Origin of the sequence: Planktothrix rubescens CCAP 1459/22 (assembly GCA_904830895.1) — a bacterium.
Taxonomy (GTDB): Bacteria; Cyanobacteriota; Cyanobacteriia; order Cyanobacteriales; family Microcoleaceae; genus Planktothrix; species Planktothrix agardhii.
Genome location: LR882958.1, coordinates 3,432,886 through 3,454,903, shown reverse-complemented (window position 1 = coordinate 3,454,903; position 22,018 = coordinate 3,432,886). Strand labels below are relative to the sequence as shown.

The following is a 22,018-nucleotide window of genomic DNA, read 5'->3' as shown; positions in this document are numbered from 1 at the left end:
TTCCGCCCCCGATCATTAAAATACTTGAATCATTGATAGGGGGGTTGTGTCCATGTCCTTAATGCCATTGAGCGAAGCCATAGAAGCCAATGCACTCGATAATATTCGTTTAATTGCAACGGATATTGATGGAACTTTAACCCAAAACGGAAAATTTACCTCGGATTTATTCCAGGCTTTGTTTGCATTAAAACAGGCTAAAATTCCGGTAATTTTAATTACAGGACGGTCGGCGGGATGGGTACAAGCCTTAAAAAATTATCTTCCGGTGACAGGTGCGATCGCCGAGAATGGCGGTTTATATTATCCCTTGGAGTCTGATCAGCCACAATTTTTAATCTCTTTAAATTCCCTATCCCAACATCGGCAAAATTTAGCCACGGCGTTTCAAATTCTCCAAGTTCAATATCCCCATCTTCAGGCTTCCACCGATAATCCTTTTCGGTTTACGGATTGGACATTTGATATTCAAAATATTAGTTTATCAGAAATTCAACAATTAACAGAACTCTGTGCAGAATTGGGTTGGGGATTTACCTATAGCACTGTTCAAGGTCATATTAAACCTAAAAACCAAGACAAAGCCACGGGATTATTAAAGGTTATTCAGCAATATTGGTCAGACTTAACCCCGGAACAAATTCTTACCATTGGAGATAGTCCTAATGATCAAACTCTATTTAATTCTGAGTTATTTCCTCAGTCTATTGGAGTTGCTAATCTCTTAGAATATAGGGATCAATTAACCCATAAACCCCGTTATATTACCGCAGGTTTAGAAGTTGAAGGATTTTGTCAAATTGCGAAAGTTTTTAATTTATAATGGTGTTTGTTGTTGTTGCTAAGACCTCTTGTAAGAGTGCGCTTAAGCGCAACAACACTCACAGTTGTGTTATTATCGACTCAACAATATATTCCCTCACCTGCGATGAGTTATTGTATGACCGTAGGATGTTCTCATCCAGAAAATCTCAACTCAGCCGAATATTGTCAAGGTTGTGGTCAATTTCTATTACTTCAAAACCGTTATCTCGCCATAAAACCTTTAAGTAGAGGCGGTTTTGGTCGGACATTTTTGGCAATTGATCAACAAATTCCTTCCCATCCCCATTGTGTAATTAAACAATTCTTTGTGCAATATGAAAACCCCCAGGATTATCAAACCGCCGCTAAATTATTTCGTCAGGAAGCAGTCCGTTTAGATCAATTGGGAAAACACCCTCAAATTCCTCAACTATTAGCACATTTTGAACAAAACAAACAATTGTTTATTATTCAAGAATATATTCAGGGAAAAACCCTATTTGATGAATTAAAACAAGATGGATTATTTACAGAACAAAAAATTTGGCAAGTTTTAAAACAAATTCTCCCTATTTTACAATTTATTCATGAACAAAATATTATTCATCGAGATATTAAACCTGCTAATTTGATGCGGCGTTGTTCTCTCCCCTCCTCTGGTGAAAACTCCTTAGATACGGTTGTAGATTTAACCCAAATTCCGCCTACTATTCCAATGAGAGATCAGGAACAGGCTCAAATTAGTGCTAAACTCAAATCAACTATTTATCCTATTTTATCCCCAGAAAATTCCGACCTTCAAACAAGCACGGATTTTAATAAAAATGATATTGTTTTAATAGATTTTGGGATTTCCAAACTGTTAACAGGAACCGCTTTACTCCACAGTGGAACTATTGTCGGAACACCGGAATTTATGGCTCCTGAACAAATGAGAGGAACCGTTTATCCCGCTAGTGATTTATATAGTTTAGGGCTAACTTGTTTATATTTAATCACGGGAATTTCCCCTGGAAAATTATATGATGATCATGATGAAAAATGGAATTGGCGAAGTTATTTAATCCCGCAACAAATTATTAGCGATCGCTTAGAAACCGTTTTAAATAAATTAATTGTGATCGCCATTAATCAACGTTATAAATCCGCCGAAGAAGTCTTAACAGCAATTCAATCTTCTGAAACGCCTGTAAATATAGCAGTTAAACCGGTTATTCCGATTAAAAAAACATCTGCAAAAGTCGTCCAAACTCCAGCTAAAACGCCTAATTTATTAGAGAGAATTAAACAAAACTTAGGCTATCAGCCCTTAAATGATCCTTTAAAATCCGCCGTGGGAGTCGATTATACTCAACTCCAAACCCTCTTAGCTCAAAAACGTTGGAAACAAGCGGATCAAGAAACTTGGTTTGTCCTCTGTCAAGCCCTAAAAAAATCTAAAAAAACCTATTTATACGCCCAGGATTTAGCCAATTTACCCTGTGAAGATCTACAAACCATTAATCATCTTTGGGTAAAATATAGTAATAGTCGGTTTGGATTTAGTATCCAAAATCAAATTTATCAAACAGTGGAAGGAGACTATGGAAAATTTTGTCAGCAGGTGGGATGGTTAACCTATAATCCCAATAATCCTGATTATGGCATCGAATATAAAACATCCGCCCCCACTGGACATTTACCCACCCGCAATTGGATAGTTAGCACCGGAAAATGGTGGAAAAACCTAGAAATTTTAGCCGAAAAATTAGAAACTTGTAAAATTAATTAGTAATGAATAAAAACCCAGTTTCTTTGAGAAACCGGGTTTTTATGGTATAATTGTATAATTTAATTAACAGAAATCGGTTGTACAAACTGCCGATTAGCTCGCACAAAACAATGGGAAGGTGCGGCTTTTTGATCGGTTTTTTCAACATAAATCCAAGGTTGTTTTTTCGTATCGTAAACCACACCAAACCCCGCCGGGCCTAAATTGATTTCAAAGTCTTGTCCTGCGGGAAGTTTTCCCACCACAGGCCAATTTTCAATATTTAATTCGGTTTTATTGCTAGGATTTTCTAATTGCGAATAATTGGTATTTCCTAACATCCGACAATCAATTCCTTGAGGATTAGATTGGGTTATTTTCCAGGAAGAATGGGGCGATCTCCGATAATCTCCATTTGCTTGTGGTTGGGGAATAGACCCCCCCTGTGTCCCCCCCTTGGTAAAGGGAGGAAAATCAGAACTTAGCCCCCCATTGTTAAGAGAGTCAGAACTTAGCCCCCCATTGTTAAGAGAGTTAGAGTCAGAACTTAGCCCCCCATTGGTAAGGGGGGGTTGGGGGGGTCTATTCGACGAATTTTGACAGGCGATCGCCCGGACGCCCATCCCCGTTAATACCAACCCCAAACCCAAGGATAAAATCACCAATCTCAAATCATTTTTAGCGGTCATACAGGTATACACAACTCAACAGGTTCCCCAGTTAAACTAAAGGGTCTTACCTGGGTTATTTTCACTTTCACCTGTTGACCTTTCAATTCCGCTAAATTTCCTGAGAAAAAGGTTAAACGATTTCCCCTTGTGCGTCCCATAACTTGAGAAGTATCTTTAGAATTTGTTCCCTCGACTAATACTTCTTCAATTCTGCCTAAATAACGCTGGGAACGTTCGGCCGCCTTCACAGAAACTAAGCGATTTAACTGTTGTAAACGATCGGCTTTTATCTCGTCACTGAGTTGATTTTCCCACAACGCCGCCGGAGTCCCAGGACGGGGAGAATAGGCGGCTGTATTTAATAAATCAAAGCCAATATCATCGACTAATTTCATCGTATTTTCAAACTGTTCATCGGTTTCCCCTGGAAATCCCACAATCGCATCCGCACTAATAGAAGCATCGGGCATATATTCCCGAATGGTATGAATAATTTGGCGATATTTTTCTTGAGTATAGCCCCGCGCCATTGCCTTCAAAAGCTGATTATCTCCCGATTGAAAGGGGATATGAAAATGTTCACAAATTTTCGGTAATTCCGCACAAGCCCGAATCAATCTTTCTGTAAAATAACGGGGGTGACTGGTGGCAAATCGAATCCGTTCGATGCCAGGAACATCATGAATAAAATATAATAAATCCGTGAAATTATATAAATTCCGACCGCCAGGACTTGAACCGGGTAAATCGCGGCCGTAGGCATCAATATTTTGCCCTAATAAGGTGATTTCTTTATACCCCAAACGGCTTAATTCTTCGATTTCTTCCCGAATAGCTTCCGGTCGGCGCGATTGTTCAATCCCGCGTACATTGGGAACCACACAATAAGTACACCGTTCATTACAACCATAAATTACATTAACCCAGGCTGTTACCTCACTATCTCGACGGGGTTTAGTAATATCTTCGATGATTTCTATGGGTTCTGTGGCAACAATTTGATTGCCTTGAAATACCTGTTCTAATAGGTCTTGTAAACGGTTAGCGTGTTGTGGCCCCATGACTAAATCTATTTCAGGAACCCGACGCAGTAAGGTTTCTCCTTCCTGTTGGGCAACACATCCGGCGACAATAATGGTTAAATTCGGTTCTTTTTGTTTGCGTTTTGCCTGTCTTCCTAAATAGGAATAAACCTTTTGTTCGGCATTATCTCGAATCGTACAAGTATTATACAGAATCACATTAGCATCATTGGGATCTTCGGTAAAATCAAAGCCCATTTCTTCTAAAACGCCAGCCATGCGTTCTGAGTCAGCTTTGTTCATCTGACAGCCGAAAGTTGTAATATGATAACGTTGGGAATTTGTAGTCATCGAATTTTAGAAGTCTCCTATCTCTTGAGAAAGGTTAAATTTAGCCTTTCCACGCCATTTATTATAATTCATTTTGTCTAGTTTTGTGATCTTTACGGTTGAAAACCATGAAACCCAAACAGATTGTTTACACGGTAGCTGCTATTTCAATTGTTGGGTCTTTCCTGTTAACGACTCAAAATCCGGCTTTAGAATTATCATTTTTAGTCGGATTTTTATTGGCTATTCTAACCAAAGGAATTAGAAAACGGCGCCCTGTGTCTAAAGATATTTAAAGATTATTCTCGAAACTGGCAATGATGCTGAATTTGGAAAATTTATCACAAATTCAATATCATCGCTTATACTAAAATTATACCATCAATCATTTTAGGTACAACCCTAATGAGTGTTCTGATTCCTGATGAGATCCTCCGAGCCACAAAGATGACTGAGGATGAATTGAAGTTAGAAATTGCTATTTTGCTATATCAGCAAGAAAAAATTAGTAGTGGTAAAGCTCGGACTTGGACTAAGCTAACTGTGATTGAGTTTCAACATGAACTTGCTAAAAGAGGTTTGTGTATCAACTATGACGTAGAGGATTTTGAAGCAGATATAAAAACATTGCAATCAATGGAGTTATTGTGATTGTTGTTAGCGATACTTCACCTATTACCAATTTAGCAGCAATTGGGCAATTAGAATTGTTGGAAAAACTTTATACTCGTGTACTCATTCCCACAGCCGTTTATAGTGAAATGGTAGGAGTTAAACATCTAGTTCCTGGTGCTGTAGAAGTTCAAACATTACCATTGATGAAGCGGACTTTCGAGTTAGTCACGAGTTATACACAACTATTTTGCAAGCTGCGGGTGAGTAACCTACTCACAAAAGACTTGTTTTATTTCCCTATCCTTTGAATAAGGTTAAATCTCTCCAATCTCTAAACCCAAAGCTTCAGCAATTTGTTCATTAGTTAACCCCATTTCTCGTAACCGAAGAATAGCATTCCGCCGAGATTGTTCAGCAATTTCCGCCCTTAAATGTTCCTTTTCAGCCCGTTCTTTTCCGGTGGGAATAATCACCCCTTTATCATCACACCACCGTAACCAAATATCCTGTTTTTCTTCATATATTCCTGACCAAATAGTTAATCCTAAACCAATTTGTTCTAACCAAAATATTGATTGATTTTCAATTACTGTTGTTTCTAATATTTGATAGTGTCCCTCCCGTAGAACATAAACTCGTAATAAAATATCGCCCAATTGTTGTAACGGGTCAAACACAACATAATATGTTACCCGCATCCTGGCATAATTAATTAACTTACTACCGAGTTCATTTCCTTCTTGATTAGAAACAATTTCAATTACCACATCGGGCGGTTTACCAAACTCCCAAATAAAATAAGTCCGATTTCGTTTTTCTCGAAAATCCGGCGGGACTTCAACATCTAAAGATAAAAATACATCGGGTACAATGGGAGGATGACGGAGTGCATAAAAAATCCCTACATTTGCATCAGCTAAAAATGTTGAATTTTCTCCTAATCTTTGCCAAGAACTATATAAACATTCAACTAATAAACGCTGTAACTTTGCCGATAGAAAATTATCCACAGGACTATCATCCTCGGTAATAACTTCAGTTAAATCAATCGTCGGAGGTTGAATCGGTGTGACAGACATAATAATTCATGCTATCTGTTTATAGACCATTATATACAGGAATTACGCAAATTTGGGGATGTAACCCTATATGTAGGGGTAATTCATGAATTACCCCTACAGTTAAATTGGTTTATTTTGCAGGTTCAAAACCAAAAACCTTGGCATAAAAACCAAATTCACCATCAATAGCACGTTTAATATTTTCCGCTTTCCTGAAGCCATGTTGCTCTCCTTCAAACAGAACATATTCCACCGTAACACCCTTAGCTTTTAAGGCTTCTACCATCATTTCTGCTTGGTTGGGAGGCACAATTTTATCTTCTGATCCCTGAAAAAATATCACCGGACAGGATAATTGATCAACATGATAAATCGGAGAACGCTGTTGATAAATAGCCTTTTCTTCTGGATAAATCCCAATTAAACCATCCAAATAACGGGATTCAAATTTATGGGTATCCGTTGCTAAAGCTGCTAAATCACTGACTCCATAATAACTAGCCCCCGCCTTAAATACATCCTTAAATGTTAAAGCACATAAAGTAGTATAACCGCCCGCACTTCCGCCCGCAATTGCCATTCGATTTCCGTCCACGAAACCCTGTTCTGCCAGATATTTTGCCCCATTACAACAATCATCCACATCCACAATTCCCCAACTTTTATTTAAGCGTTGGCGATACTCCCGTCCGTAACCCGTACTTCCCCCATAATTGACATCTAAAACCGCAAATCCTCGACTTGTCCAGTATTGATTTTTTAAGCTCAAACTGCTAGAAGTAGCCGCCGTTGGCCCACCATGACTTTTAACAACTAAAGGCGGTTTTTCTCCCTCTGAAACTTGATAATCTTTGTTTTGAGGAGGATAGAAAAATCCATAGGCAGTTTTCCCATTTTCTGTAGGGAATTCTATTGGTTGAGGTACGGATAAATAGCCTTTATCTAGTACAATTTGACTAGAACGTCGTAATACTTCGAGTTCTCCCGTGTCTAAATTAAGTTGCACAATAGCACTACTTTCTATGGGAGAACTGCCAATAAATAACACTTGATTTCCTGAAACAGTTAAGCCATCAATAGCAGTATAAGGTATCTCAATATCCTCTAATTTCAGAGTTTTAGTATCCAAACTTGCTAGATACCAATTCCCATTTTTACTGTAGGTGCAAATAATCTTTTCTGCGGAACTAAACCCATAAGTTGACATTCCAAAAACCCAAAGCGGTAAACCAAATTCCGCAGCCATGGGATATAGAGGTTCTATCTTTCCAGTATAGCGATATAAGTTCCACCAATTCGAGCGATCGCTTACAAAATATAACACCCCATCTGGCGACCATTGGGGTTGAAAAATAGATTCTTCTAAACCTCCCGCAATTAATACTTTTTCTCCTAATAACCCCTCAGAATTAACCTCAGCAACCCATAATTCCGTCCCATCCCAAGGCATATTTGGATGATTCCATGAAATCCAAGATAATTTGTTACCATCGGGATTTAAACGAGGAAAGGCATAAAAATCATTACCCTCGACTAAAACCCGAATATCCTCACTATTATTCAGATTAATACTGACAATGGTATTAACAGGTTCTCCCCCTTCGGTATGATCTTCTCTAACACAAATTAACCGTTGATTTTGAGTATTAATTACCCCATCCGTATAACGATATTCTGCTTCTGGGGTGATAGGGTTGGGAGTAATTTGATAGGGTGTATTTTCTCCTTGAATGTTCTGTTTGTAAAGACGTTGATCAACAAAATTAGAAAAATAAACTGTTCCTTGATTAACAATATAGGAACCCCCCCCATATTCATGAACCCGAGTTCTAATATTAAAAGACTGAGGAGTCACATCACTTAATTGATTATCAGGAGTCAAACGAACAATCACACTGCGTCCCGCTTCTGATGACCGTCCTTCTGTCCAATAAATATTATCCCCATCCCAGGTTAAACCACCGAGTCCAACGGTTCCTTCTACGATTAAATCGGCGGTAATGGGAGATTTCCAAGACCCATATTTTTCGGTTTTTTTGCTCATATTTTGATTAAGCTGTTGTTTATTTAAACTGTGATTATAGCATTACCTTTGTTTTTAAGTTTACGTCCTCATTTAAAAAATAACTCTCCTTCATTTAAAAGCTGATGTAATAAATACTCTAGCTCATCAACTGATTTAAAGAGTCATTGATTTTTCTAAGGTTTGATTATTAATTATTAATATTTTGTATTGTAGACTACAATTTACTATGCAAAACTCCTTTATTATACGAAGCCTGAATAGGAAATTGACCATACCATATCTTCATCGAATTGCAGTAAATTGTTAATTTTTAAGTGTTTTTATCTACTGCTCGATGTTTCAATTTAACCAACTCATGGTTATAGATATGGTAAAGAAAGTAGCCTATTCTTCGAGGAAAATTTTAAGTAAAATCGCTAAATAGTCATCGTGAAAAAAAATTTCGGTAGACGCAAATTCTTGGTTTATGGTTCGGCGGCCTTTGGAAGCACCCTGTTTCTGAAAGGATGTGCCAACCCTGCTACCAATAATACCACTAGCTCAACCTCCACCGCAACTCCCACAGCAACCCCTACGAGTAATGGCGATACAATTAAGGTGGGAATTCTTCACTCCTTAAGTGGAACAATGGCAATTAGTGAAACCACGGTTGTTGAAGCAGAGAAGTTAGCCATTAAAGAAATTAACGCCAATGGTGGCGTCCTCGGTAAACAAATTGAAGCCGTAGTTGAAGATGGTGCTTCTGACTGGCCAACTTTTGCCGAAAAAGCCCAAAAATTAATCGATCAAGATAAGGTTGTCACGGTTTTTGGGTGCTGGACATCTGCCAGTCGGAAAGCGGTAAAAGATATCTTTGAATCCAGAAATCATATGTTATGGTATCCGGTTCAATATGAAGGTCAAGAATGTTCTAAAAACATTTTTTATACTGGAGCCGCCCCTAACCAACAAATTGAACCTGCCGTACAATGGTTATTTGATAATAAGGGTAAGGAGTTTTTCTTAGTTGGCTCTGACTATGTTTTTCCCCGCACAGCTAACAATATTATTAAGGAACAATTAGCAGCCATTGGCGGCACAACAGTAGGGGAAGATTACTTACCGTTAGGGAATACGGAAGTTACTCCAATTATTACTAAAATCAAACAAGCATTACCCAATGGCGGTGTAATTTTTAATAGTTTAAATGGAGATAGTAATGTAGCTTTCTTCAAACAGTTACAAGGGGCGGGAATGACCCCGGAAAAATATCCGGTGATGTCGGTAAGTATTGCCGAAGAAGAAGTGCGACAAATTGGTAAAGATTTTCTTTTAGGTCACTATGCTGCTTGGAACTATTTCCAAACCGTTGACACTCCCATTAATAAGAAATGGGTAGAAGCATTTAGAGCCGAATATGGGCCAGATCGGGTGACAAATGACCCGATGGAAGCCGCTTATTTGATGGTGTATTTGTGGAAACAATCGGTAGAAAAAGCGGGAACAGCCGATGATTTAGATAAGGTTAGATTAGCTGCTATCGGTCAAAGTTTCGATGCTCCTGGCGGCAAAGTTACGATGTTCCCTAACCATCATATTTCTAAAACCGTGCGGATGGGACAGGTACGGGATGATGGATTATTTAATATTGTTTGGGCAACAGAAGGCCCCGTTGATCCAGTTCCCTGGAACCAATTTGTTCCCGCCACAAAAGGCTTTGGTTGTGACTGGACAGATCCCAAGAAAGGGGAAAAATACAAAATGGAAACGACATAATTAACCCTAGATTAGATCCCCCCTAGCCCCCCTTAAAAGGGGGGAACTTGAAGTTAAAGTCTTCCTTATTAAAAGGGGAAATTAAAGAAGTCAAAGTCTCCTTTTTTAAGGGGATTTAGGGAGATATACCCTTAGAAAAGATCAAGGAACTTTCAGTTTTCTGACCTAATTTAGAATTTTTCTTAAAAAATGCAGGATTTATTAATTGCCATCTTTAATGGAATTAGCATTGGTTCAGTGCTGTTAATGGCAGCATTAGGGTTGGCTATTGTCTTTGGACTCATGGGTGTAATTAACCTCGCTCACGGGGAATTAATTATGTTAGGAGCCTATACAACGTTTGTAGTGCAAAATATATTCAAATCCTTCGGCGAATCTCTGTTTAGTACCTACATTTTTTTTGCAATTCCGATTGCCTTTATCATCACAGCCTTAGCGGGATTAGCATTAGAAAGAGGTGTAATTAGATTTCTGTATGGAAGACCCTTAGAAACGTTATTAGCAACTTGGGGTGTGAGTTTGATTTTACAGCAATTTGTTCGCAGTGTTAGTAGTACATTTGTGATCGGAATTGTTATATTTTGTCTGCTATTTTTTGGCGGATTATCGTTACTACGTCGTCGTCCCAATTGGGAGAATATTCAAAAGTGGGCGACCTCGGTTTTATTCCTATTATCATCAGGAATAGGTCTGACCATCGGATTAATTATCGGACAAAGCCAAAAAGCCCTATCAAAACCTTGGTTTAGTGCCAGAAACGTCGATGTTACCGCCCCACCTTGGTTGCGAGGGGGATTAGAATTAGGAACTTTTCAGATTCCCTATGCTCGGGTTTTTATTATTGTTTTAACCATATTTTGTTTAATCGGAATTTATTGGTTTTTTAACCGATCTAATTGGGGATTAAGGATTCGTTCAGTCACCCAAAATCGTACCATGAGCGCCTGTTTAGGTATCCCCACCGATACCGTTGATGCCCTGACCTTTGCTATCGGTTCAGGACTCGCAGGAATTGCCGGATGTGCGATTACATTATTAGGTTCAGTCGGCCCGAATACCGGACAAAACTATATTGTTGATACCTTCATGGTGGTGGTGGTTGGAGGGGTAGGAAATCTGCTCGGGACTGTGATTGCTTCCTTCGCCATTGGTGTCACCAGTTATTTAATCGGTTCAGGAACTCTGGCTCTATTATTAACTAACATGAATGCCGCGCCTTTCTTTGTTGATTTTTTCAACTTTTTTGCCACAACCAGTATGGCAAAGGTATTAGTTTTCGTATTAATTATTGCCTTTTTACAAGTCAAACCATCAGGAATCTTTCCACAAAAAGGGAGAACGGCTGAACTATGAATAATGATGTTATTCTACCTCAAACCAAGAAGCAGAAACAACAAAAAAAACTGCTTGAAGGGGCAATCATTATGGGACTGGGCTTGTTTTTTGCCATAATTATGCCCCTAATCTTACCCACCTTTCGCTTACAGCTATTGGGTCGATTTCTCGCCTTAGCCATTGCCGCATTAGGGATTGATTTAATTTGGGGATATACGGGATTATTGAGTTTAGGACATGGGATATTTTTTGCATTAGGGGGTTATGCCTTAGCCATGTATCTAAAATTGCAACTTCCCCAGGGAGAAATCCCCGATTTTTTTACTCTCTATGGGGTGAATGATTTACCCTGGTTATGGAAACCATTTTATTCCTTTCCTTTCACTATATTTGCAGTAATTATTATTCCGGGTATTGTTGCCGGATTATTAGGCTATTTAGTGTTTAGAAATCGAATTAAAGGGGTATATTTTTCGATTATTACCCAAGCGGCATTAATCGTATTCTTTAACTTCTTTAATGGTCAACAACAACTAATTAATGGAACCAACGGATTAAAAACCGAAACCGATAAAATATTTGGATTTGTTGTCGGTTCTGCCCCGGTTCAGTTAGCATTTTATGAAATAACAATTCTGTTTTTAATTGCTACCTATTTAATCTGTCGTTGGTTAACCAGTGGAAGGTTTGGTAATTTATTAATTGCGATTCGAGATGATGAATTTCGGTTGAGATTCTCCGGTTATAATCCTACTTGGTTTAAGGTTTTAGTCTTTGCGATTTCGGGAGCATTTGCCGGAATTGCTGGCGCATTATATACCGTCCAAACCGGAATTATTACCCCGAATTCGATGGATGTTGCCTTTTCAATTGAAATGGTAATTTGGGTGGCAGTAGGAGGGCGAGGAAGTTTAATTGGGGCAATTTTAGGAACCCTATTAGTCCGCTTAGGAAGAACCGTATTAAGTGAACAATTCCCCGAAGTTTGGCTATTTTTTCAAGGGGCATTATTCTTAATTGTAGTGACAATATTACCCGATGGAATTGTGGGATGGGTACGAAACTTTAGCTTTGATAAAATTCGTGCCTTATTCGGATTTCCTAAGCCCGTGGCGACCTATCCCAGTTTAGAAGAAGACCAGGAAATAGAGTTAGAAAGAGAGGAATTTGAACAGAAAATAACCAAAGATTAAAACCATGAATGCTAAAATTTTAGAAATTAATGATGTCACCGTCAGTTTTGATGGATTCAAAGCCCTCAATCACTTAACATTTAGTATGGATGTGGGGGAATTGCGAGTAATTATTGGCCCCAATGGAGCGGGTAAAACTACTTTTTTGGATGTGATTACCGGAAAAGTTCAACCCACGAGCGGACAGGTATTTTTTAAAGGGCGTAATTTAAAAAAAATGCCCGAATATCAAATTGCTTGTTTTGGAGTTGGGCGGAAATTTCAAACCCCTAGAATTTATCTAAATTTAACAGTTAGAGATAATTTAGGTTTAGCTTGTAACCGCAATAAAAATGTATTTCCCACCCTATTTCAACGGACTACAGGGCCAGAAATTAGAAACGTTGCGGGACTTTTAGATACAATTGGGTTAATTGCTAAAGCCGATTTTCCGGCGGCGTTACTGTCTCACGGGGAAAAACAACGGTTAGAAATTGGGATGTTAGTAGCACAATCTCCCGATTTATTATTAGTAGATGAACCCGTGGCGGGACTTACGGATGAAGAAACGGAAAATGTGGGTAATTTGCTGTTAGCATTAGCAGAAAGTCACTCGATTATTGTGATTGAACATGATATGGAATTTGTCCGACAAATTGCCAGAACTGTGACGGTTTTACATCAAGGTTCGGTATTATGTCAAGGAGATATGGATGAAGTTCAAAATGACCCCAGGGTGATTGAGGTTTATTTGGGTAAACAAGAGGAGGATTAATACCCCCCAACCCCCCTTGGTAAGCGGGGGCTATGACTAAGAGTTAAGATAATAGAAAATTTTAATTTTAATTATTAGGAGGACTTCAAAATGATCGGAAGAACAGAAGGAGCAGTTATGGAATCTGTAGCACCGCCAAATATTATGTTAAAAGTATCTGGATTGAATGTTTATTATGGGGAAAGTCATATTTTACGCGATGTAGATTTAAACGTTCCCCCTGGACAAATGGTATGTTTAATTGGGCGGAATGGCGTGGGAAAAACCACTTTATTAAAAAGTATTATGGGGTTACTCAAACCCAAAACTGGAGAGATTTATTTCAAAGGTCAACCCATTAATAAAGTTTCAACGGATAAACGGGCTAGATTAGGTATTGGTTATGTTCCCCAAGGACGAGAAGTTATTCCCAGGGTGACAGTGAAAGAAAATCTATTATTAGGGTTAGAAGCATTAGCCCAAAGACCGAAAGGAAAACCAGAAATTCCTGATGAAATTTTTGAATTATTCCCAGTTTTAAAAACTATGTTATCCCGCATGGGAGGAGATTTAAGTGGCGGACAACAACAACAGTTAGCTATTGCTAGGGCGTTAATGGGAAAACCGCAATTATTAGTTTTAGATGAACCCACAGAAGGGATTCAACCTTCAATTATTTTAGAGATTGAAGCGGCGGTGCGGGGAATTATTCAAACAACAGGAATATCCGTTTTATTAGTCGAACAACATTTGCATTTTGTTCGTCAAGCTGACCGTTATTATGCTATGCAAAAAGGTGGAATTGTGGCTTCTGGTGCAACAAAAGATTTAAGTCAAGAAGTCATCCAACGATTTTTAGCGGTGTGACTTGTTTCCTAATCCTTATTTCCTAAAAGTTGTTTCACTTTTTACTATGAATACAAATAAGAAATTACTTAGAATTGTATCAATCGGTTTAAGTTTTTGATAGAATAGAAAAGTATAATTCGTAATATCCAATGAGCCAATTATCAGCGATTAATCTTGGTCGTAAAATTCAGTCTCGATGGGTTTGGCGAGGGGTTAATTTGGTATTATCCCCCGGGATGTGTTTGGGTTTAGTCGGGGCTACAGGAACCGGAAAAACCCTATTAATGAGGGCTTTAGCAGGTTTAGATCCCATTAATGAAGGCGAAATTAAACTGGGAAATCGGTCTTTAACCCAATGTTATATCCCTCAATATCGTTCTTTAGTTATTTATTTACATCAACGTTCGGTATTATTAGAAGGAACTGTAGAAACAAATTTAAAAAGGATTTATGATCTATCGGTTCATCATCAAAAATATTATAATCCGCAACGGGTAGAAAATTGGTTTTTAGATCTGGGGCGATCGCCTGATTTCCTCCAACAATCTACCCAAAATCTATCGGGAGGAGAAACACAATTAGTGGCATTAATTAGAGGATTACAATTAGATCCCTTGGTGTTATTATTGGATGAACCTACCGCATCTTTAGACCCTAGAACCACGCAACAAGTTGAGTCTTTAATTCAACGTTGGTTAGCTGAAAACCCAGAACGAGCTTGTATTTGGACAAGTCATGATTCTAAACAATTGCGCCGGGTAACTCAAGTTCAACAAGAATTAGTTTCTGATCAATAATTATATCTCATTCATCCTAAAATGTCTAGTAGTTATATTCCGATTACTGTAGAACAATTAGCCCTATCTGTATTATTCATTGTGATTAATATTGCCTTATCTTTAGGACTAAAATTAGGTCTAGCTCAATCATTAGTTATTGCTAGTGTGCGAATGGTGGTGCAGTTATTATTAATTGGATATGTCTTAAATTGGCTGTTTGCCTTATCCCAACCCCTTCCGGTTATTGCCTTAGCAATGATCATGACAACAATTGCGGGAATTTCTGGTGTTAATCGAACTTCTCGGAGATTTGTGGGAATTTATTGGAGAAGTTTATTATCAGTTTTTATATCATCATTTTTGATTACTAATTTAACCACCTTGGGAATTATTCAAGTGCAACCTTGGTATGATCCACAATACTTTATTCCTTTATTGGGAATGGTATTAGGAAATACCCTCACCGGGATTTCTTTAGGATTAGATAGATTCATGGAATCCTTAGTTAATCAACGCCAAAAAATCGAAACCTTATTAGCATTAGGAGCGACCCGTTGGGAAGCAACCCACGAAGAAGTTAAAGCTGCTATTAAAACCGGAATGATCCCGATGATTAATTCGATGATGGTGATGGGAATTGTCAGTTTACCTGGGATGATGACGGGTCAAATTTTAGCCGGGGCAAATCCTTTAGATGCGGTGCGTTATCAAATTATTATTATTTTTGCGATCGCCTCAGCCACAGCTTTAGGAACATTAGGAGTGGTATTATTAGCATGGCAAGCTTTACTTAATTCTTCCCATCAACTATGTTTAGATCGGTTAACAAAATTATAACCCATAACCCCCTTAAAAAAGAGGGAATAGGGAGAATAATTAAAGGATAGAATATCGCTAATATTTAATTTCATAACCCGCGTAGGCGAGTTTTGTCTGTGTAGCGATAGATTTCAATCTGTCGGAATCTGTCTAAAACTATGTTTAGATCGGTTAACAAAATTATAACCCATAACCCCCTTAAAAAAGAGGGAATAGGGGGAATAATTAAAGGATAGAATATCGCTAATATTTAATTTCATAACCCGCGCAGGCGGGTTTTGTCTGTGTAGCGATAGATTTCAATCTATCGGAATCTGTCGGAATCTGTCGAAATCTATCTAAAACTAAAACAAGAAATAACGCTGCGCCATTGGTAAAACCTCCGCAGGTTCACAGGTTAATAATTGCCCATCTGCTTTAACTTGATAGGTTTCAGGATCAACCTCAATATTTGGTAAAGCATCATTTAATTTCATATCCGCTTTACTAATATTTCGAGTTCCAGAAACCGCAACACATTGTTTTTTTAACCCTAATTGTTCAGGAATTTTTGCCTCTAAAGCCGCTTGAGACATAAAAGTTAAAGACGTAGATGAAATTGCCTTTCCAAAACTTCCAAACATCGGGCGACCATAGACAGGTTGAGGAGTAGGAATACTCGCATTAGCATCTCCCATTTGTGCCCAAGCAATTAACCCACCTTTAATCACTAATTCCGGTTTAACTCCAAAAAAAGCAGGTTTCCATAAACACAAATCGGCTAATTTTCCTTCAGCAATTGACCCCACATAATCAGCAATTCCATGGGCGATCGCCGGATTAATTGTATACTTAGCAATATAGCGTTTAACCCGAAAATTATCATGGGTTACTTGAGCATTTTCAGGGTCAGTTAATACCCCCCGTTGCACTTTCATTTTATGGGCAGTTTGCCACGTTCTAATAATAGTTTCTCCCACCCTTCCCATCGCTTGAGAATCAGAAGAAATCATACTAAATGCCCCTAAATCATGCAAAATATCTTCGGCGGCAATAGTTTCTCGACGAATTCGGGACTCAGCAAAAGCCACATCCTCTGGAATATTCCGATCTAAATGATGGCAAACCATCAACATATCCAAATGTTCTTCTAAGGTATTCATCGTATAGGGACGGGTGGGATTTGTAGAAGAAGGTAAGACATTTTTCAGGCTACAAACCTTAATAATATCCGGTGCATGACCCCCTCCAGCCCCTTCGGTATGATAGGTATGAATTACCCGATTTTTAAATGCTTCAATGGTCGTTTCTACGAACCCCGATTCATTTAAAGTATCCGTATGAATAGCAACTTGAACATCATATTGATCAGCAATTGTTAAACAAGTATCAATTGTCGCCGGAGTCGTTCCCCAATCTTCATGTAGTTTTAAACCCATCGCCCCCGCCACAATTTGTTCGACTAAACCTTGGGGTTGACTACTATTTCCTTTGCCTAAAAATCCCAAATTCATCGGAAACGCTTCCGCCGCTTCTAGCATCCGATAAATATTCCATGCACCCGGAGTACAAGTAGTGGCATTTGTTCCCGTTGCCGGGCCAGTTCCACCCCCGATCATTGTGGTAATTCCTGATGCAATGGCGGTCTCTATTTGTTGAGGACAAATAAAGTGAATATGGCTATCAATTCCCCCGGCGGTGAGGATCATTCCTTCCCCGGCGATCGCTTCCGTAGAAGGGCCGATAATAATATCAATATTATCTTGAATATAGGGATTTCCCGCCTTCCCAATTTTATAAATTTTTCCATCTTTTATCCCCACATCTGCTTTAACAATCCCCCACCAATCTATAATTAAAGCATTAGTAATCACTAAATCCACCGCCCCATCTGCACGGGAAATTGGAGACTGTCCCATGCCATCCCGAATCACTTTTCCGCCCCCAAATTTTACCTCATCCCCATAATTTGTATAGTCTGTTTCCACTTCAACTATTAACTCCGTATCCGCTAACCGAACGCGATCGCCCACCGTAGGCCCAAAAGTTTCCGCATAAGCCCGCCGATCCATTTTATAACTCATTTTTCACTCCTTAAGTAGTAAGCCCTTCAGGGCTTTCTTCAATCATTTAATTCTACAAGCCCAAGTCAAACTAAAATTATTTTTTCTTCTTCCCCTTGTCTTTTTTATCTTTCTTAACCTTCTCTTTTTTTTCTTGTTTCTCTGCTTCAGATAAATTCAAATTTAACTGACCTTCCACCAACCCATTAAACCCATAAATTTCCAAACTTCCCCCCATCAAAACCAACTCAACTTCCTGTTCATCTCCCGGTTCAAATCTAACCGCAGTTCCCGCCGGAATATTTAACCGCATTCCCTTAGTTTTTTCGCGTTTAAATTTTAAGGCTTCATTAACTTCATAAAAGTGATAATGTGAGCCAATTTGAATTGGGCGATCGCCTGTATTTGCCACTTTGACCTTTAAAGTCGGACGACCAACATTAAGTTCAATTTCTCCTGCTTTAACAATCATTTCCCCTGGAATCATGGGTTATTTCCTCTTATAATATTAATATTGCAAATTTGACCATTATTATACAATAATTATATCCCATTTCAAACATCATGCACCCTATAAACTAAACCATCAATATAAATAAACCTTATCCTGTGCGATCGCTTTAAACACAAATAAAGGCTTGAAATAGAGGATATCAAGCCTTTATTTTTATCAATTAGTCTTTTTCATTAGTGGCTGACCAAATCAGTGCTATAAACCATCCGATAATTGTCCATCCTAAAAAGATGTTGAGCAAAAATATCGCGGTTGTATTTCTTTTGGACTTAAACAGAGCAATAATCCAGGGAAGAAAATACAATGCGAAGGAAGCTCCCACAGCTATAAGGTCTGTACCCGTCATGTTTTCAATGTCGCCCATCAATCCCTCCTAAAACATAGGTTTAAGTTATGCTAAAAACAATAATATATTATTTTTTTTTATAGTCAAGAAAGTTTTTGTAGGGTGCGCGGAGCTTACGCACCCACTAAAATGTTGTTAATTAATAAAAAATGGTGCGGGCGGCGGATTATTAATTATTGGATTTACTAATCAATTAATTGCGCCTTACGCACCAGAAAAACTATTTGATTAATCATACAAAATTGATGATTAAGTTGTTTGCTTGATCAAGTTATTCGTTAAAACAATTCCCCTTTCTGTTTGATTAAATTCAATAAAATTAGATTTTAATGTTTCCTCTAATTCAACTGAGTCAGTAAAAATTTGATGAAAATGACTACTAAAATAAACCACTTCATAATCAGGGGCTAATTCCTGATGTAACTGTTTCCATAAACTTAATCCTTCCCATTCAAAACGCTCTACTTCTTCCGGTGTAACTTCAGGAGAATCAGATGGATCAGCCAAGTTTAATCGAGCTTCAAAAGCATCAGCCCAATGATACAAACGTTGAATGGTTTCTTGAGTTAAAGGTAAAGATTCTGGATCTAAATCACCCACTTGATCAGGTTCATCCCACCATAAAGGATAACATCCATAATCTGTCATTAGTCTAATTTTTTTAGGCATATAATTGAACCTCTATAAAGATTATTTTAGTTTTGTTCTCGGATTTGTCCCTACAATATATCCATTATTCCCTATTGTAACTGCAATATATTTGATTTCACCTTTATGAATAAATTGATAAACTGGACGGGGGTTAACTGTGTCCCTACCTTGCAAACTAACAATGCTTCCTTTGGTAATTGCTCCCATAACAATATCAACAATTTCATCTACATTAATTCCTATTCTAGCAAATTGATCGGCTTTCGCTAAAATATGCTGTAAACCTCGGTTTTCATCTCCGGTTTCTAAGAATACAATTTGATCATCCGTACATTTAGCGATTCTTACAATCTTTTCAGGATTATGCTTGATTCCTTTGGCTTGAAGTTCTGTAATTAAGGCAGATCTTTCCGTTTCATAGTCTGGATTTTGAGTCAAGGGCTTACCTATTATAATGTTAAAATTATAGAACAATATTATCACTGATTAAAAAGCGTACCCAAATTTTATTAATCAAAAAAAATGGTGCGAGGAACAAATTGTTAATGATTGGATTTCCCAATAAATCAATTGCGCCTTACGCACCTTACAAACTATTTGATTAACAATACAAATGGAGACTTTCTTTTGACCTTAATCCTCATCCCAATAAGATTGGTTATAACCGAGTTTTGTTGCTGCATCACGTTCATTTTCGGTTAAGTCTTCCCAATATTTCTCATTAGAATCGGGAGCATCAGAGTCTTCTTCCCAACTGGCTTCATTCCAGCCTAAAGTAGCCCACAATGCTTGCTCATCGTTGTTCATATCTGTCCAGCTTAAATCATCCCAAGTGTCCCCTGGATTCCCTGAAATTTTCCGAATATTTGACATACATTACCTCTTATAAATTATGTCGGAATAACACTAAGTTAACCCAAACTAGCTGAGTACAAAAAGTTGGGGTTGCTTTGATTGAGATTGTAACAAAAAAGGTGGCAATGTCAACCTTAAAATTAAGCTCCTACGGATTCTTTGGCCGCATACATCACTTCTAAGGAAATTTCGTTGAAACCTCGTTCACGGGCGAATTTTTCGGTATTGCGTTTAACTTTACTACGCACAAACCCAGGAATTTTATTCAGTTCGGTTTGAGCTTCTCGCGTCCAATTCAAATCCGAACCCGCCGAAATTCCTTTGGTAATCACTTCTTTAGTATCGTGTCCGCCAAAGATTTCTAAGAGGTGATCTTCCATTCCCAAGGTAAAGGAATTATAGATTAAATCGGTGATTTGATTAGTTCCTTCATAACCCAAAAATGGTTTATAACCAATGGGGAAATTCTGAATATGAATTGGGGAAGCAATCACACCACAGGGAATATCTAAACGTTTCCCAACATGACGTTCCATTTGGGTTCCAAAAATAGCAGAAGGTTCAATTCTGGCAATCATATCTCCGATTTGACCGTTATCTTCACTAATCAGAACTTCATCGCAATATTCACTCACTTGTTCCTTAAACCAATCGCCATCATATTTGCAATAGGTTCCAGCACAAACGACGTGAATTCCCATTTCTCGCGCCAGAATTTTTGTCATCGCGGCGGCGTGGGTATTATCCCCAAACACAACGGCTTTTTTTCCGGTTAAATTCTGACAGTCAATGGAACGGGAAAACCAAGCGGCTTGAGACACATACAGGGTTTGATTATCAATATATTCACTATAATCAACATTCGCCCCCTGATCATTAATTACTTGTTGAATTTTGCGAATACAACGGGCGGTTTCAACCACTCCCATCGGCGTAATATCAACTATAGGTGTCCCGAATTCTGTTTCTAAATACTTGGCTGCCATTAACCCTAATTCTCGATAGGGAACCAAGTTAAACCAAGCGCGAGGCAGGTTTTTTAAGTTGTGAACTGATGCTCCTTCAGGAATCACTTCATTAACTTCAATTCCTAAATCTACCATTAACCGTTTTAACTCGGTACAGTCATGATGGTGATGGAAACCGAGGGTAGAGATTCCAATAATATTAACCGAGGGTTTTTCGGTTTTTCCTTCAGGAATATCGCCTTTTTTCTTGGCTTTTTCCAGATAAAATTGAACCACTTGTTGTAATGTCCGGTCAGCAGCTTGCAGTTCATTAAAGCGATAATGATTGACGTCGGCTAACATGACATCGCCTTTAGCATCGAGTTGGGCACGTTCAACAAAATTTTGTAAATCTTCTTGTAAAATACTAGAAGTACAGGTAGGAGTTAATACAATTAAATCGGGATGTTCTTCTCGATCTTTTCTAACAATATTATCAACCACTTTTTCTTGGGAACCCCGGGCTAAAACGTTCCGGTCTACAACACTAGCGGTCACAGGTGTATAGTTCCGTTCCCTTTCTAACATAGACCGCATGACGTTGAAGTAGTCATCTCCTAAAGGGGCGTGCATGATGGCGTGAACATTTTTGAAGGAACTGGCAATTCTTAGGGTGCCAATATGGGCGGGGCCAGCATACATCCAATAAGCTAATTTCATAGCGTGTTTCTCCGTTGATAGGTGATGAGGACAGCTTGTTTTATATTCTCAGAAATTGTGCCAATCGCTAGGAGTATTTATACATAGCGATCGCAATTTAATCTCTATTTTAGAATTCATTTTGACACTAAAACAATAATAACATTGTTTAACTGCAATAATTCTTAAATTTTGAGCAATATTTTGTTAAATTAAATAGAA

General features: G+C 38.3%; 23 protein-coding genes. 12 read left to right on the top strand and 11 right to left on the bottom strand.

The genetic code is table 11. The features are described 5' to 3' along the window. Positions 1 to 52 precede the first annotated feature (52 nt). Positions 53 to 823, top strand: a complete 771-nt coding sequence (locus NMG86_RS16165; RefSeq protein WP_026786100.1) for an HAD family hydrolase — start codon at positions 53 to 55, stop codon at positions 821 to 823. Positions 824 to 889: 66 nt separating this feature from the next. Then, entirely contained in the window at positions 890 to 2,575 is a 1,686-nt protein-coding gene (locus NMG86_RS16160) for a serine/threonine-protein kinase (protein WP_237747629.1), read from the top strand. Positions 2,576 to 2,634: 59 nt separating this feature from the next. Here NMG86_RS16160 and NMG86_RS16155 read toward each other — a convergent pair whose 3' ends face one another. Together NMG86_RS16155 and miaB are read right to left on the bottom strand one after the other, a co-directional pair. Next, the gene (locus tag NMG86_RS16155; protein ID WP_052338753.1) at positions 2,635 to 3,243 is read right to left on the bottom strand and encodes a hypothetical protein; all 609 of its coding nucleotides are present in this window, start codon (positions 3,241 to 3,243) and stop codon (positions 2,635 to 2,637) included. Beyond that, positions 3,240 to 4,598, bottom strand: coding sequence for a tRNA (N6-isopentenyl adenosine(37)-C2)-methylthiotransferase MiaB (miaB, locus tag NMG86_RS16150; protein WP_026786102.1), 1,359 nt, complete (start codon positions 4,596 to 4,598; stop codon positions 3,240 to 3,242). The genes NMG86_RS16155 and miaB overlap by 4 nt, the downstream gene beginning before the upstream one ends. Before the next feature lie 107 nt (positions 4,599 to 4,705). On the opposite strand from miaB, the gene NMG86_RS16145 reads away from it, so the two are divergent. The 3 genes from NMG86_RS16145 to NMG86_RS16135 all read left to right on the top strand — a co-directional run bounded on the left by NMG86_RS16145 (position 4,706) and on the right by NMG86_RS16135 (position 5,500). Then, positions 4,706 to 4,873: a hypothetical protein gene (locus NMG86_RS16145; RefSeq protein WP_158442103.1), complete on the top strand. Its 168-nt coding sequence runs from the start codon at positions 4,706 to 4,708 to the stop codon at positions 4,871 to 4,873. A 109-nt stretch (positions 4,874 to 4,982) separates the two neighbouring features. Further along, complete coding sequence (locus NMG86_RS16140; RefSeq protein WP_026798065.1) at positions 4,983 to 5,228, top strand: UPF0175 family protein; 246 nt, start codon at positions 4,983 to 4,985, stop codon at positions 5,226 to 5,228. Then, positions 5,225 to 5,500 carry a PIN domain-containing protein gene (locus tag NMG86_RS16135; RefSeq protein WP_052338752.1) on the top strand — a complete coding sequence of 92 codons (276 nt, stop codon included), beginning with the start codon at positions 5,225 to 5,227 and terminating at the stop codon, positions 5,498 to 5,500. The genes NMG86_RS16140 and NMG86_RS16135 overlap by 4 nt, the downstream gene beginning before the upstream one ends. Positions 5,501 to 5,506: 6 nt before the next feature. Here NMG86_RS16135 and NMG86_RS16130 read toward each other — a convergent pair whose 3' ends face one another. Both NMG86_RS16130 and NMG86_RS16125 read right to left on the bottom strand, forming a co-directional pair. Next, positions 5,507 to 6,271: a Uma2 family endonuclease gene (locus tag NMG86_RS16130; RefSeq protein WP_043938552.1), complete on the bottom strand. Its 765-nt coding sequence runs from the start codon at positions 6,269 to 6,271 to the stop codon at positions 5,507 to 5,509. A 112-nt stretch (positions 6,272 to 6,383) separates the two neighbouring features. After that, complete coding sequence (locus NMG86_RS16125; protein ID WP_026798064.1) at positions 6,384 to 8,297, bottom strand: S9 family peptidase; 1,914 nt, start codon at positions 8,295 to 8,297, stop codon at positions 6,384 to 6,386. A 408-nt stretch (positions 8,298 to 8,705) separates the two neighbouring features. Between NMG86_RS16125 and urtA the strand changes: the two genes are divergently transcribed. From urtA to NMG86_RS16090, 7 genes are all read left to right on the top strand, one after another. Continuing rightward, positions 8,706 to 10,034 (top strand): urea ABC transporter substrate-binding protein, encoded by a 1,329-nt coding sequence (gene urtA / locus NMG86_RS16120; protein WP_071782862.1) that lies wholly within the window; start codon positions 8,706 to 8,708, stop codon positions 10,032 to 10,034. Positions 10,035 to 10,223: 189 nt separating this feature from the next. Further along, entirely contained in the window at positions 10,224 to 11,387 is a 1,164-nt protein-coding gene (locus tag NMG86_RS16115; RefSeq protein WP_026798062.1) for an ABC transporter permease, read from the top strand. Then, the gene (gene urtC / locus NMG86_RS16110) at positions 11,384 to 12,562 is read left to right on the top strand and encodes an urea ABC transporter permease subunit UrtC (protein WP_026798061.1); all 1,179 of its coding nucleotides are present in this window, start codon (positions 11,384 to 11,386) and stop codon (positions 12,560 to 12,562) included. Before NMG86_RS16115 ends, urtC begins: the two co-directional genes overlap by 4 nt. Positions 12,563 to 12,566: 4 nt before the next feature. Beyond that, a complete protein-coding gene (gene urtD / locus NMG86_RS16105) occupies positions 12,567 to 13,316 on the top strand; it encodes an urea ABC transporter ATP-binding protein UrtD (RefSeq protein WP_026798060.1) in 750 nt (249 codons plus the stop codon). Between the two features lie 144 nt (positions 13,317 to 13,460). After that, positions 13,461 to 14,162: an urea ABC transporter ATP-binding subunit UrtE gene (gene urtE / locus NMG86_RS16100; RefSeq protein ID WP_036843563.1), complete on the top strand. Its 702-nt coding sequence runs from the start codon at positions 13,461 to 13,463 to the stop codon at positions 14,160 to 14,162. 131 nt (positions 14,163 to 14,293) lie between these two features. Then, the gene (locus tag NMG86_RS16095; protein WP_026798059.1) at positions 14,294 to 14,941 is read left to right on the top strand and encodes an ABC transporter ATP-binding protein; all 648 of its coding nucleotides are present in this window, start codon (positions 14,294 to 14,296) and stop codon (positions 14,939 to 14,941) included. A gap of 21 nt (positions 14,942 to 14,962) precedes the next feature. Then, positions 14,963 to 15,760, top strand: coding sequence for an ABC transporter permease (locus NMG86_RS16090; protein WP_026798058.1), 798 nt, complete (start codon positions 14,963 to 14,965; stop codon positions 15,758 to 15,760). Between the two features lie 326 nt (positions 15,761 to 16,086). On the opposite strand, the gene ureC is transcribed toward NMG86_RS16090, so the two are convergent. From ureC to bchB, 7 genes are all read right to left on the bottom strand, one after another. Then, entirely contained in the window at positions 16,087 to 17,805 is a 1,719-nt protein-coding gene (ureC, locus tag NMG86_RS16085; protein ID WP_026798057.1) for an urease subunit alpha, read from the bottom strand. Positions 17,806 to 17,881: 76 nt separating this feature from the next. Then, complete coding sequence (locus tag NMG86_RS16080) at positions 17,882 to 18,271, bottom strand: urease subunit beta (protein ID WP_026794714.1); 390 nt, start codon at positions 18,269 to 18,271, stop codon at positions 17,882 to 17,884. 187 nt (positions 18,272 to 18,458) lie between these two features. Next, the gene (locus NMG86_RS16075) at positions 18,459 to 18,662 is read right to left on the bottom strand and encodes a superinfection immunity protein (protein ID WP_036833027.1); all 204 of its coding nucleotides are present in this window, start codon (positions 18,660 to 18,662) and stop codon (positions 18,459 to 18,461) included. Between the two features lie 231 nt (positions 18,663 to 18,893). Beyond that, positions 18,894 to 19,313: an immunity protein CdiI family protein gene (locus NMG86_RS16070; protein WP_071782740.1), complete on the bottom strand. Its 420-nt coding sequence runs from the start codon at positions 19,311 to 19,313 to the stop codon at positions 18,894 to 18,896. 21 nt (positions 19,314 to 19,334) lie between these two features. Continuing rightward, on the bottom strand, positions 19,335 to 19,733 hold the full coding sequence (locus NMG86_RS16065) for a hypothetical protein (protein ID WP_026798056.1): 399 nt from the start codon (positions 19,731 to 19,733) through the stop codon (positions 19,335 to 19,337). A gap of 195 nt (positions 19,734 to 19,928) precedes the next feature. After that, a complete protein-coding gene (locus NMG86_RS16060; RefSeq protein WP_026786120.1) occupies positions 19,929 to 20,168 on the bottom strand; it encodes a hypothetical protein in 240 nt (79 codons plus the stop codon). Positions 20,169 to 20,290: 122 nt separating this feature from the next. Then, positions 20,291 to 21,817, bottom strand: coding sequence for a ferredoxin:protochlorophyllide reductase (ATP-dependent) subunit B (gene bchB, locus NMG86_RS16055; RefSeq protein ID WP_026786121.1), 1,527 nt, complete (start codon positions 21,815 to 21,817; stop codon positions 20,291 to 20,293). Between the last annotated feature and the right edge of the window lie 201 nt (positions 21,818 to 22,018).